The 12613-nt window shown below is 66.2% G+C and carries 13 protein-coding genes; 6 read left to right on the forward strand and 7 right to left on the reverse strand.

Features of this window, described 5'->3' with window-relative positions:
• Positions 1 to 126 precede the first annotated feature (126 nt).
• The 3 genes from oiaX (at position 127) to EY713_RS01400 (ending at position 3611) form a co-directional block, all read left to right on the forward strand.
• Positions 127 to 1407, forward strand: coding sequence for a 3-oxo-isoapionate-4-phosphate decarboxylase OiaX (oiaX, locus tag EY713_RS01390; protein ID WP_131113222.1), 1281 nt, complete (start codon positions 127 to 129; stop codon positions 1405 to 1407).
• Positions 1400 to 2752, forward strand: coding sequence for a four-carbon acid sugar kinase family protein (locus EY713_RS01395; protein ID WP_131113223.1), 1353 nt, complete (start codon positions 1400 to 1402; stop codon positions 2750 to 2752). Before oiaX ends, EY713_RS01395 begins: the two co-directional genes overlap by 8 nt.
• Positions 2753 to 2951: 199 nt before the next feature.
• Positions 2952 to 3611: an NAD(P)-dependent oxidoreductase gene (locus EY713_RS01400; RefSeq protein WP_131113224.1), complete on the forward strand. Its 660-nt coding sequence runs from the start codon at positions 2952 to 2954 to the stop codon at positions 3609 to 3611.
• A gap of 81 nt (positions 3612 to 3692) precedes the next feature.
• On the opposite strand, the gene mce is transcribed toward EY713_RS01400, so the two are convergent.
• The 3 genes from mce to serB form a co-directional block, all read right to left on the reverse strand.
• Complete coding sequence (mce, locus tag EY713_RS01405) at positions 3693 to 4139, reverse strand: methylmalonyl-CoA epimerase (RefSeq protein WP_131113225.1); 447 nt, start codon at positions 4137 to 4139, stop codon at positions 3693 to 3695.
• 62 nt (positions 4140 to 4201) lie between these two features.
• The gene (locus EY713_RS01410) at positions 4202 to 5101 is read right to left on the reverse strand and encodes an EamA family transporter (RefSeq protein WP_245572847.1); all 900 of its coding nucleotides are present in this window, start codon (positions 5099 to 5101) and stop codon (positions 4202 to 4204) included.
• Positions 5102 to 5106: 5 nt separating this feature from the next.
• Positions 5107 to 6015, reverse strand: a complete 909-nt coding sequence (gene serB, locus EY713_RS01415) for a phosphoserine phosphatase SerB (protein ID WP_131113226.1) — start codon at positions 6013 to 6015, stop codon at positions 5107 to 5109.
• A gap of 16 nt (positions 6016 to 6031) precedes the next feature.
• Here serB and miaA point away from each other — a divergent pair, with 16 nt between their 5' ends.
• Positions 6032 to 6976 (forward strand): tRNA (adenosine(37)-N6)-dimethylallyltransferase MiaA, encoded by a 945-nt coding sequence (gene miaA / locus EY713_RS01420; protein ID WP_131113227.1) that lies wholly within the window; start codon positions 6032 to 6034, stop codon positions 6974 to 6976.
• Here the strand turns inward: miaA and EY713_RS01425 are convergent.
• The 3 genes from EY713_RS01425 to EY713_RS01435 are packed head-to-tail and all read right to left on the reverse strand — an operon-like array spanning position 6962 to position 10158.
• Positions 6962 to 7396 (reverse strand): aconitase X swivel domain-containing protein, encoded by a 435-nt coding sequence (locus EY713_RS01425; protein WP_131113228.1) that lies wholly within the window; start codon positions 7394 to 7396, stop codon positions 6962 to 6964. The genes miaA and EY713_RS01425 overlap by 15 nt on opposite strands.
• Complete coding sequence (locus tag EY713_RS01430; RefSeq protein WP_131113229.1) at positions 7393 to 8646, reverse strand: aconitase X; 1254 nt, start codon at positions 8644 to 8646, stop codon at positions 7393 to 7395. The genes EY713_RS01425 and EY713_RS01430 overlap by 4 nt, the downstream gene beginning before the upstream one ends.
• Positions 8647 to 8661: 15 nt before the next feature.
• Complete coding sequence (locus EY713_RS01435; protein ID WP_131113230.1) at positions 8662 to 10158, reverse strand: AMP nucleosidase; 1497 nt, start codon at positions 10156 to 10158, stop codon at positions 8662 to 8664.
• 239 nt (positions 10159 to 10397) lie between these two features.
• Here EY713_RS01435 and EY713_RS01440 point away from each other — a divergent pair, with 239 nt between their 5' ends.
• Together EY713_RS01440 and EY713_RS01445 are read left to right on the forward strand one after the other, a co-directional pair.
• Complete coding sequence (locus EY713_RS01440) at positions 10398 to 10964, forward strand: isochorismatase family protein (protein WP_131113231.1); 567 nt, start codon at positions 10398 to 10400, stop codon at positions 10962 to 10964.
• Positions 10961 to 11980, forward strand: a complete 1020-nt coding sequence (locus tag EY713_RS01445) for a GlxA family transcriptional regulator (RefSeq protein WP_131113232.1) — start codon at positions 10961 to 10963, stop codon at positions 11978 to 11980. The genes EY713_RS01440 and EY713_RS01445 overlap by 4 nt, the downstream gene beginning before the upstream one ends.
• On the opposite strand, the gene EY713_RS01450 is transcribed toward EY713_RS01445, so the two are convergent.
• Positions 11977 to 12606, reverse strand: coding sequence for a LysE family translocator (locus tag EY713_RS01450; protein ID WP_131113233.1), 630 nt, complete (start codon positions 12604 to 12606; stop codon positions 11977 to 11979). The two genes, EY713_RS01445 and EY713_RS01450, sit on opposite strands and share 4 nt — an antisense overlap.
• Positions 12607 to 12613 lie beyond the last annotated feature (7 nt).

The following is a 12613-nucleotide window of genomic DNA, read 5'->3' on the forward strand; positions in this document are numbered from 1 at the left end:
GCGAGCCGAGACGCTATGCCGATCCTCGTTGACACGGGAGGAGCGGCTCCATCACAAAAGGCATGGTCATCATACCAGCGATGCGACCGGTATCGTCAAGGCTCGGCACGAGAATGGGAGGAGATCATGCCATCACCGCAGCCACACGAGGTGATCCGCGTCACCTACCGGCTCGAAACGTCGGGCGACATCGCCGCCATCGCGGCCAAGATCGCCAGCGATCAGTCGACCGGAACCTTCGTGGACGTGCCCGGCGAAACGCCTGAGCTCAAAGCCCGCGTCGCGGCCCGGGTCACGGCCGTCCGTCCGCTCGCATCAGTGGATCGGCCTTCATGGCCCGAGGCTTGCGCCACAGGCCCCGTTCGGCGGGCCGATGTCGACATCGAATTCCCGCTCGATGCCGTCGGGACCGATATCGCGGCGCTCACGACGATTGCGCTCGGTGGGGCCTTCTCGATCAAAGGTCTATCCGGCCTTCGCATCGTCGGCCTGACGCTGCCGGCCGCCTTCGGCCGCGATCATCCCGGCCCGCAATTCGGCATCGCGGGCAGCCGCCGACTGACCGGGGTCTACGACCGCCCGATCATCGGCACGATCGTCAAGCCCGCCCTCGGCCTCCGGCCGCTCGAGACCGCTGCTTTGGTGCGCGACCTTGTCGAGGCGGATGTCGACTTCATCAAGGACGACGAGAAACTGATGAGCCCGGCCTATTCCAGCCTGGAAGACCGTGTCGGTGCCATCATGCCGATCATTCTCGACCACGAGCAGAAGACCGGAAAGAAGGTGATGTATGCCTTTAACCTGACGAGCCACGACCCCGAGCGGATGGTGCGGGACCACGACATCATCGTCAAAGCCGGCGGCAATGCCGCCGTGGTGGCGATCCAGTCGATCGGCTTCGGCGGCATGGCCTTCCTCCGCAAACGATCGAGCCTCGCGCTCCACGCGCATCGCGCCGGATGGGACGTGCTGACCCGGCATCCAGGGCTCGGCTTCGATTTTGCGGTCTACCAGCAACTCTGGCGGCTGCTCGGCGTCGACCAATTCCAGATCAACGGCATCGGCGTGAAATATTGGGAGCCGGACGAGTCGTTCGTGGCCTCGTTCGAGGCCGTGACGACGCCGATCTTTTCGGACGCCGATCGGGTGCTACCGGTCGCGGGCTCGGGCCAATGGGGTGGGCAGGCGCCGGAGACCTATCGGCGGACCGGCCGAACGGTCGATCTCATGTATCTCTGCGGCGGCGGCATCGTCAGCCACCCCGGCGGCCCAGCCGCGGGCGTGCGGGCCGTCCGGCAGGCGTGGGAGGCCGCCGTGGCCGACATTCCGCTCGCGGTCTATGCCGAGACTCACCCGGACCTCGCCCAATCGATCGCAAAATTCGGAGGCTCCGCCAAGGATGCTTGATCCACATGCGCCGCTTCTCGCCTTCTACGGCGACGATCTGACCGGCTCGACCGACGCCATGGAGGCGCTCGCCCAGCATGGCGTGCCGACCGTCCTGTTCATGCAGCAGCCGACCGTCGAGCAACGCGCACGGTTCAGCGAGGCCCGTGCGATCGGCCTCGCCGGAACCAGCCGCAGCGAAACGCCCGACTGGATGCAGCGGCATCTCACGCCCGCCTTCGCGTGGCTGCATGGGCTCGGCGCAGAGATCTGCCACTACAAGGTCTGTTCCACCTTCGATTCCAGCCCGGAAATCGGCAGCATCGGATGCGCCATCGAGATCGGCGCCGAGATTTTCGGCCAAGCCAACGTGCCGTTGGTGATCGGCGCGCCGGAGTTGAAGCGCTACACGGCCTTCGGAACGCTTTTCGCGGCCTATCAGGGCGCCACCTATCGGATCGACCGCCATCCCGTGATGAGCCGGCACCCGGTGACCCCGATGCACGAGGCGGACCTGCGCCTGCATCTCGCCCGCCAGACGGAGCGCCGGATCGCTCTCGTCGATCTCGCCATGCTCGCGGCCGACGATCGATCGGCTCGCGTCGACGCGTTGCTGGCGGCTGGCGACGGTGTGGTGATGTTCGATGTCGCCGATGCCAGGACACAAGCAGCGGTGGGCCAAGAACTCTGGCGGCTGCGCCGGAAGGCTTCGTTCGTGGTCGGCTCGTCCGGCGTCGAATATGCGCTGCTGGGCGCCTGGCGCGCGGCAGGCTTGATCGGCGGCAGCATGGCCTTTCAGCATCCAGGCCGCGCGGAGCGGATCGCCGTCGTGTCCGGGAGTTGCTCCCCCACCACCGCACGCCAGATCAGCCATGCGGTCGACCACGGCTTCATCGGCCTTCACATCGACGCGCAAAGCCTCAGCGGCCCGGACCGGGAGACCGCGATCGCCAATGCCATCGATCGTGGGCTGGCGGTGCTGCAGACCGGCCGCAGCGTGATTCTCTATACGGCTCTCGGGCCCGAAAGCGACCTTGGCGCGTCGCTCGATCCAGCCCAGGGCGGCCGCCATGCCATCGGCGTCGCCTTGGGCCGTATTCTGCGTCGGCTCGTGGAAGCCGAAACGCTGACACGCGCCGTCATCGCAGGTGGCGACACGTCGAGCCATGCGTTGCGGGAACTCGACGTCTTCGCGCTCGAAACCAAGCTACCCTTACCTCAAACGCCGGGATCCCCGCTGTGCAAGGCGTTCAGCGACCAAGCGGCTTTCGATGGTTTGGAGATCGCGCTCAAGGGCGGGCAAGTCGGCAATGACGATTATTTCTGTCTGATCCGCGAGGGGGGAGCGTCTGCGCCAACGCCCTAAGGGGCAATCGGCGGTTTTGACCCGCTCGCTTCACGCCGGACAGGTGCGATCGGATTTGTGGTCACGGTTCCGCTTCAAGGCAAAGCTTGACGGAGCAGCCGGGTTGGGTGCCGAAGCTGGCTTGCTTTATCGACAATGTCGGTCAAACGACTATGTCTTGCCGGACTAGCGGCTGATCGGGCCACGAGCAGGTAGAAAAATGAGCGCACAATCGACGTTCCTCGTGTTTGGCGCCACGGGCGGGACGGGACAGCATTTCGTGTCGCTGGCGCTGAAGGACGGGCATTCGGTCAAAGCTTTTGCCCGTAGCCCGGCGAAACTCACGGTCCAGAACCCGAAGCTCAGCATTCATCAAGGGTCGATCACCGACATTGCCGATATCGACAGCTTGCTGGCCGGGGTCGATTTTGTTGTCGCGATGCTGGGAGACGTGGCCGTCCAACGGGTCACGAAGATCAACACGGCCTTCGTCCATACGCTGGTCCCCGCCATGCGGCGACAGGGCGTCAAACGCTTCCTCTATCAGGCCGGCGGCTTGAGCAGACCCTATAAGGGACACCTCTCGCCCATTCTATGGACCATCCGAAACACGCTCGCTCGCGGCTTCATCGGCCAGCACGAGGATAATGAAGCCGTGATGCAATATCTGGCCGAAGACGCCAGCGACTTGGAGTGGATGGTGCACCGGGCCGGCATCGGCTCCAACGGCGCCTCGAAAGGTGTGTTGAAGCGATCCACGTCGAAGTTCAGCGTGGCGACCTTCGGCGATTGCGCGGCTTACAACTACCGCACGGTCCAGGACGCGGCTGCGATTCATACGTGCGATCTAAGCTGCTATGCGAAGGGGGACCAACCTTAGAAGGTCAGGCGCGATGCAGGGATCGTCGACCGATCGACCGTCTCGTTGCATCGCCAGGCGCCCGATCGCCTCGATCTAGACTCATGCCGATCCCGGGAGGTCGCCGAGCGTGACGGGCTTGGCCCGGACCTCCTCGAGTTCGATCAGCGTACCGGCGCAATCCTTCGGGTGCAGGAACAACACCGGGCGGCCATGGGCGCCGATGCTCGGTTGGCCATCGCCAAGAACGCGCAGACCCTGCGCGAGCAGCCGGTCGCGTGTGTCGATGAGATCACCCACCTCATAACAAAGATGATGCATGCCGCCCTGCGGATTGCGGGCCAGAAACGTCGCGACCGGCGACGCATCGCCCAGCGGCGCGACCAGTTCGACCTTGCTGCCGGGCAGATCGATAAACACCACCGTGACGCCATGCTCCGGCAGATCCTGGGGTGCCGACACATGCGCCCCGAGCACGTTCTGGTAGAGCGACACGGCCTTGTCGAGATCCGGCACCACGATGGCGACGTGGTTCAAGCGTTTCAGCATGGTCGACCTCGTGGACGCGGCAGCGTTCGGCTGCTCTAGCAGAAGCCGCGCGAGCGCTCTACTCAACCATCCGTCGCGGGTACGACGCGAGAGGCCGTCAGGGTCGCGCCCGCCGAGGCGAGGATCACACAAGCGATGGCGATGAATTGGCGGAGCGTCAGATCCTCGCCGAGGATCAACCAGCCGAACAGCGCGCCCAAAGCCGGCTCAAGGCTCATCAGCACGCCGAACAACCGCGTCGGCAGCCGCTTCATCGCAACCATTTCGAGGTTGTAGGGCAAGGCGCTGGAGAGAACCGCGACCAGAAGCCCGATTGGCAACACCGACCACGACAGCAGCATGCCGCCCGCCTCGGCGACCCCGAACGGCAGCACCAGAAGCGACGCAATCCCGAGCCCGATCGCCGTGGCGCGTCCGCTCGGGACCGTCTCGCCCGCTTTCTGGCCATAGAGGATGTAGACCGCCCATGCGGCGGCGGAGCCGAGACAATAGACGACACCGATCGGGTCGAGCGCCGCAACGGACCCACCAATGGGGAACAGCAAGGCGATCCCGCATGCCGCCAAAATCACCCAAAAGCCGTCCAGCCACCGCCGCGAATAGCCGATCGCGACCGCGAGGGGCCCGATGAAGTCGATCGCGACCGCAATGCCGAGCGGAATGCGCTGCACCGCGAGGTAAAAGAACGAGTTCAGCGCCGCAAGCGCGATGCCATAAACCAGCAGCGATCGCGTTTCGGATCGGTTGAAGCGGCTGCGCCAGGGCGTCGTGAGACCCCAGAGAATCATGGCCGAGAGCCCAATTCGCAGCAGGGCCGCGCCTTGCGGACCGACCAGCGGAAACAGCTGCTTGGCGAGCGCAGCGCCGAGTTGAAACGAACTCATCGCCACGATCACGATGCCGATCGACACCGCACGCGAGGGGCCGCCGGCCGTTCGGATGTCTGCCGCGGATGCGTCCACGAACGTCAGGACACGATGTCGGCGGCCGTATAGCCCTGGGCGTAGAGAAGCGCCGAGAGATCGCCATGGTCGATCCGCCCATGCGCCGCCGCCGCGACGGCCGGCTTGGCGTGGAAGGCGACGCCGAACCCTGCCTCGTCCAGCATCGCGAGATCGTTGGCACCATCCCCGACCGCCATCGTGGCGTCGGCCGTCAGCCCGAGCCGATCCCGCAATTCGATCAAGGCGTGCAACTTGGCCTCGCGCCCGAGGATCGGGTCCGCCACCTGCCCGGTGAGCGTCCCATCCTTGATCAGCAGCACGTTGCCGCGGTTCTCATCGAAACCGAGGCGCTCGGCCACCGGCCCCGTGAACAGGGTGAAACCGCCGGACACGAGCGCGCAATAGGCGCCATGCGCCCGCATGGTCTGCACCAGCATCCGTGCGCCCGGGGTCAATGTGATGCGCTCGGCCAAGACTGTCGCGACAATCGAAACAGGCAGCCCGGCCAGCAGCCCGACGCGCTCACGCAAAGCGGGCTCGAACGCGATCTCGCCTCGCATGGCCCGCTCGGTAATGGCCGAGACATGCGCTTTCAGGCCGGCGAAATCGGCCAGTTCGTCGATACATTCCTGACCGATCAGGGTTGAATCCATGTCGGCGAGCAGCAAGCCTTTTCGTCGAGTTGCCTGGGGCTGCACAAAGACGTCGACCTCGTGTGATCGTCCCCAATGCTCCAGCCGAGACTTCACGGCCGACATTGTCTCATCGCCCGGCGTGAACGCGATGTCTGCGGCCTCGGCTGGCGCCAGCCATGTCGGTTCCGCCGCGTCGGGAAGCAGAGCGAAGGCCTCGGCGATCCGGGATCGATCGAGAAGACCCGAGCCTTTACGAGCGACGATCGTGGCGACACAAGGGGGAGTGATCGATGGCATGAAACAGGACGGCTCGATGAGGCGGGATGGGAACGGCGCAGCGGAGGCCATCCTCATCGCAGGCCCGACGGCCAGCGGCAAGTCCGCCCTCGCGATCGCGCTCGCGCAACGATTTGGCGGGACGATCATCAATGCCGACTCGATGCAGATCTATGCCGATCTCACGGTGCTGTCATCCCGCCCGGGAGCCGTCGATCTCGCCCAAGCGCCGCATCGCCTTTTCGGCCATGTCGACGGGGCCGAACCCTATTCCGTGGCGCGGTGGCTGACCGAGGTCGCAAGCGAGATCGAGGCGGCCCGCCAGTCGAGCAAACTCCCAATCGTGGTCGGCGGCACCGGCCTCTATTTTAAGGCGCTGACACAAGGGCTGTCGGCGATTCCGACCGTGCCGCAGGCGGTGCGCGACAGGGTCCGACGCGAGGCGGAGAGCCTGCCGGTCGCGACGCTTCATGCCCGCCTGGCGTTGCTCGATCCGGCCACGGCGGCTCGCTTGCGGCCAACGGACCCGCAACGCATCATCCGCGCGCTTGAGGTCTTCGAGGCAACGGGTCGATCCTTGGCGAGCTTCCAGGGTGATCGGGAGCCCCCCGTTTTACCGACCACCGCCGTCATCGGCCTTTGCCTGACGCCGGAGCGAACCGCCCTCAATGCCCGCATCGATGCCCGGTTCGACCGCATGGTCGCGGATGGGGCGCTCGATGAGGTCGCGACGCTGGGCGAGCGGCGGCTCGATCCGGCGCTCCCGGTCATGCGGGCACTCGGCGTCCCCTCGTTCCTGTCCTACCTCGATGGATCACTGACGCTGGACGAGGCGATCGCGGCCGCCAAGCTGCAGACCCGACAATATGCCAAGCGGCAGATGACCTTCGCGCGGCATCAATTGAATTTTACGGCGGTGCAGCCTGACGATGCGGCCGCTCTCGCGTTGCTGTTGGGCAATGTCGGCTCAGCGTCGAGCTAGTCGCACTTGGCCCTCGACCGAGACGTCCAGCCTCTGCTCGCGAAAGCCGTCGAAATATCGCCGGTCCAAACGGAGCGCCATCGGGGTCGGCCAGCCCATCTCACGCGCCACGATCAAGCCGAGCAGCAAGATCGCATCGGGTTCGTGCAGGATCAGAGCGGCCGGGGCGCGTTGGCCATAGACGAGTTCGAGCAGCACCGCCGCGGCCGATGACGAGCCGATCGTGCCCGGCAGACAGAGCACGAAACCTTCGATCGAGCGCCCGTGTTCGGGATGGCGAACATCCGCGATCAGCGCGGTCTTCGGATCGACCCCGCCCCAGAAGCTGATCGGCCCGCTGAGGACCAGCGCCGCCGCGCTCACGGGAGCTCCTGGCACCAGAATGTCGGCCGCGACCGTCTCCAACGTCGAGCCGCTCATTGCAGCGCCTGGGTCAAGACTACACGGCCGAGGACGGCGCTCTCGATACAGTCCGCCAGCGAGCCGTAGATGACGCCATAGCCGGTGTTACCGGGTGCGTAATGAGCGAATTTGCCCGAATTCGTCATCAGCACGGCGCCGGGCTTTTCGGGCAGGATCGGCGTCACCACCACGCAGGTGTCGGCCACGATCACGACCCCGGCGCGCTCGAGGGAATCGCGACGTCCGTTCGCCTCCAGCACCGCAAGGGCGTGGCGGCCGGTGCAGGCATAGAGCGGAACCGCGAGCCGTCGCCCCGCCAATCTCGCTTCGAGCCGGTCGAATTCGCCGACCGAGAGATGCGGACTGCCGATTGCGACCGCATCGATCGCGCCGGCTGCCCCGACGGTCGAGAGCCGCGTCCGCGCATCGGCCATCATGGCGGGCGTCACGACGATCAGCGCCTCGGGTGGTTCATGGCCCAGTGCTGTCTCGAGGTCCGGCGCCTCCGGCGTCACGCCGGCGACATGAAACAGCCCGACCGAACCGGCCGAGGCCGATGCTGCTCCGAAAGCCTTGAGCGCATCCTCGCCCGGATGACGCTGGACACCGGTCACGACCCCGACGCTCTCGCCGACGGCACGGCCGAAGAAGCTGCCAAGGATCGGCCACGCGACATCGGAGGCGAGGAACGCCGCTCCAAGCGCCGAGACGTCCACCACGACGCGCGCGCGGCGGTTCTCGGCGCGGTGCAGTCCGTAATCGGGCGCGCGGCCGGCGATCGCGCAGGCGATGTCGAGAAAATCGCCATAGCGGTTGGTGCGCGCGCCCAGCACCGAATTGCAGAACACGACGGCATTGGATTCGCCCCAGGCGACGTCGCTGCCCTGGGCCGGGCGATGGCCGGCCTGATAGGGCGCGCAGGTCCAGGTCGGCTCGCAGCCGAGTGTCCGATAGGCCGTCATCATCCGCCGCGCCATGGCGCGTTCGGCAGGCGGCAAGCGGTTTTGTGAGCAGCCGGTCAGATCGAGCGACCCGACGTTCAGGGTGGCCCGCACCGCGACTTTGGCGCCGCCTTCGACCAGTCGCTCGGCAAAGAGCGTGCCTGAATCGCCATGGTAGAGCGCACCGTCGATATGGGCGGAGGCGATCGGGATCAAGCGGGGTGCGCCCATCAGCCGAGCCGTTTCGACCACGATCCGCATCGCGATGGCCGGGCCATCGGCGCCAGCCGCGACCTCGCGTTCATGGTCGGAGAGGTGGAGCGCCATGCCAACAATCCTCGGTCAGCGGAACGGCGGCTCGTCGAAACTGCGCAGCTTGCGCGAATGGAGCCCCGACCGATCGAGCCGCAAGACGTCGAGCGCCGCGAGGCCGATCAGCAGATGTTCGGCGACCGCACGCTCGTAAAAAGCGCTGGCCGAGCCCGGCAGTTTGATCTCGCCGTGCAAAGGTTTGTCGGAGACGCACAACAGCGTCCCGTAGGGGACGCGTAGGCGGTAGCCCTGCGCCGCCACGGTCCCGCTTTCCATATCGACCGCGATCGAGCGGGACAGGTTGATGCTGCGACGCTCCTGCGAAAACCGGAGTTCCCAGTTTCGGTCGTCGTAGGTCACCACCGTCCCGGTCCGCAGCCGCTGCTTCAGATCATCCGGTGTCTCGCCCGTCACGGCGGCAGCGGCGGACTGCAGCGCGAGTTGCACCTCGGCGAGGGCCGGCACGGGCACGTCGGTCGGCACGAGGTCGTCGAGAATGCGGTCGCGCCGCAGGTATCCATGCGCCAGCACGTAGTCGCCGATGGTCTGCGATTGCCGCAAGCCGCCGCAATGACCGACCATCAGCCAGCAATGCGGACGCATCACCGCCAGGTGATCCGTGATGGTCTTGGCGTTGGACGGCCCCACCCCGATGTTGATCAGCGTCTTGCCATATTGTGCGCCCGAGGCGTCCCGCCCGACGAGGTGATAGGCCGGCATCTGGTAGCGGTGCCACGGCGAGGCGGCGATCACGGCATCCGGATCGGCGCCGGCGGCCTCGTGCTGCTCGACCGTCACGCCGCCCGGCAGGATCAGCCGATCGAACCCACCCTCGCCCCGCGCCAAGGTGGCGAGACCGACGCGAACAAATTGATCGACATAGCGGTGATAATTGGTCAGCAGGATCCAGGGCTGGGTGTTGCGCCAATCCGACCCCGTGTAATGAACGAGCCGGCGGAGCGAGAAATCCACCCGGACGGCGTCGAACAACGCCAGAGGCCGCGAATCGTCCCCTTCCGGGATCTGCCATAGCCCGTCGGCGATCTCGTCTCCCACGGCCGACAGGAGCGGGGTCGGAAAATGATGGGCGAGATCGGCCGAGGTCTTGCCGCTCCGGGCCAGATCGGCGCCGGGCTCGACCACGTAAGGATAGGGAATTTCCTGCGCGCTGACGCCGACCTCGAGCGTCGCGCCATAGTCGTTCACCAGTGGGTTCAATTGATCGAGCAGATAGGGCGCGAAAAAATCCGGCTGTGTGACCGTGGTCGAATAAATGCCGGGGCCCTGAAACTTGGCAGTCGCCCGCTTGATGCGCGGCATCGGGCCGCCCGGGGCGTAAGTGACGCGAAGCTCGGGATACCGAAACGTGAGGCGGGTGGTGTGATCGGGCGCTGCCCCACCATCGAGGAACGTCGCCAGCGATGACCGCAGCGCCTCTGTCGCATTGGCGTAGAGGGAGCAAAGCCGCCCGACCGCTTCGGCGGGCGAGTCCATCGTCTCCATCGGCCTGAGTTCGTCGGTCCGCACCCGCGCCCCCCTCTGGTTTGTCCCGCCGGATCGAAGTCGGTCCGACCACAACAACGAGCGCGGCCGCGTCGGGTCGCGCGCCAGAGGGATGCACCGGACCGAGCAGTGACGCAAGCCGCGCGCAAATGGCTGCGATGGTACGACATGGCGTTACTTGTCCGCTGCTGGTCCGCCGCATGTCTTTCGGGCTGGCGTCAGGAGACTATCGTGGCATGATCCTCGAACAAAGGTTCACGCTCATGTCGGCCCACGATACCGCGCTGCTCGTCATCGATGTCCAGCAATCCTTCCTGCATCGCCCCTACTTCGACGCGGCCGACGTCCCCGCCTTCATGGCCGCGGTGCAGGCCCTCGTCGATGGCGCGGTGCGCCAGTCGATCCCGGTGCTGCAGGTCTTTCATGTGGAGAAGGAGGGCGTGTTCTCACTCGCATCCGGCCACGTCCAGACCCTGTCGCCGCTCGCGATCAAGCCCACGGCGATCTTCCACAAGCAGCGGCATAGCGCGCTCGTCGGAAGCGGGCTCGACGTTTGGCTGGTGGAGCACGGCATTCGCCGGTTGATCGTTGCGGGCATCCGCACCGAGCAATGCTGCGAAACGACGACGCGGCAGCTGTCCGACTTCGGCTATCAGGTCGATTTCGTCTCGGACGCGACCCTGACGTTTCCAATGACGAACGCGGCCGGCAAGGTCTGGACCGCCGCCGACATCAAGGCACGAACCGAACTCGTTCTCGCGGATCGCTTCGCCCGGATCGCGACTGTCGATCAGGCGCTTGCCGGGGCCGGGATGCCGATCGCCGCATGAGCAGCGTTCGGCACATCCCCGTCATCGTGGTGCTCCCCCCGCGCACGCTGCTTCTGGATGTCGCCGGGCCGATCGAGGTTGTGCGGAAAGCCAATCTCGATCAGGCCGCCGTCGCATTCGACGTGACCTACGTCGGGCCGAGAGCCTCGCTCCCGACCTCGATCGGGCTGGAGATCGGCGGGATTGCACCTTTGCCGGACCGGCTTCCCGATGGTGCGATTGTGGTGCTGGTCGGCAGCGCCGATGTCATAATGAACGTCGGCGCCGCCGACGTCAGCATGCCGGCCCTGGACGAGCGAAGCCTTGCCGACCACGCCGACGACGGCCTGATCGTGACATGGCTGCGCGACACGATCAGGGATGGCCATCGGCTTGTGTCTATCTGCTCGGGCGCTCTGCTGGCCGGCCGGGCGGGGCTGCTCGACGGCTATGATTGCACGACGCATCACGCCTGCTGTGCCGACCTTGCACGGCTCGCGCCACGCGCCCGCGTCATCGAGAATCGCCTTTTCGTTGAGGATCGCGACCGGCTGAGCAGCGCCGGCATCACGGCCGGCATCGACCTCATGCTTCACCTCGTGGCGCAGCTCATCGGACCGGCCTGCGCGCTGGCGGTGGCGCGATATCTCGTCGTCTATCTCAGGCGCGGCGGCGGCGATCCGCAGCTCTCGCCCTGGCTGGAAGGCCGCAATCACCTGCACCCCGTGGTGCATCGCGCCCAGGATGCGATCGCCAGCGATCCGGCGCGGGCCTGGACCCTCGCGGACCTCGCGGCCGTCGCTTACGCGAGCCCGCGCCACCTGTCCCGTCTCTTCAACGACCATGCCGGCATGAGCCTGACGGATTACATCAATCGCTTGCGCGTCTCGCTCGCGCGCGAATTGCTCGGGCAGACGCGGCTCGATCTCGAGCATGTCGCCGAACGATCCGGTTTTGCATCGGCGCGCCAGTTGCGCCGCGCCTGGAGCCGTTTCGACGCGACGCCGCCAAGCCAGGCGCGTCGCAGCGCGGGTTAGGCGCGCCGCGCCAGGACGAGGCGCAGCCCGAAGGCGACGAAGACGAGGCCAGTCAGTCTGTCGAGCCACGCCACGATAGCGGGCCGCTGCAATTGCGGGCGGAGCCGATCCATGCCGAGGATCAGGAGTGACAGCCAAGTGATGCCGATGAGGTCGTGATAGATCGCGAGGCCAAAGATGTAGGGGGCCGGCGCATAGCCCACCGGCACGAATTGCGGCAGGAACGACACGTAGAACACGCCGATCTTTGGGTTGAGGAGATTGGTCAACAGCCCGCGCCACAGCCATGTCGTGGCCGGCATATGAGCCGGAGCATCGGCACCGATCGCGAACGACTGCCGCGGTCGCACGAGCAGCGTGACGCCGACATAGACCAGATAGGCGGCGCCAACCCAGGTCAGCGCCGTATAGGCGAGCGAGGAGGCCTGCAGCAGAGCCCCGAGCCCGACCGCGACGGCCGCGCCCCAGATCAAGCACCCAAGCTGGATCCCCACCATAGCCATCACGGCTGCGGTCCGTCCCTCACTGGCTGCCGTCCGCAGCACCAGCGCGGTGTCGAGCCCCGGCGTGATGGTCAGCAAACCGCCCGCCAGCAGGAAGGCGGCGAGCGATTGGACCAGGGTCATGACGCGA

It is taken from the genome of Lichenihabitans psoromatis (assembly GCF_004323635.1).
Taxonomy (GTDB): Bacteria; Pseudomonadota; Alphaproteobacteria; order Rhizobiales; family Beijerinckiaceae; genus Lichenihabitans; species Lichenihabitans psoromatis.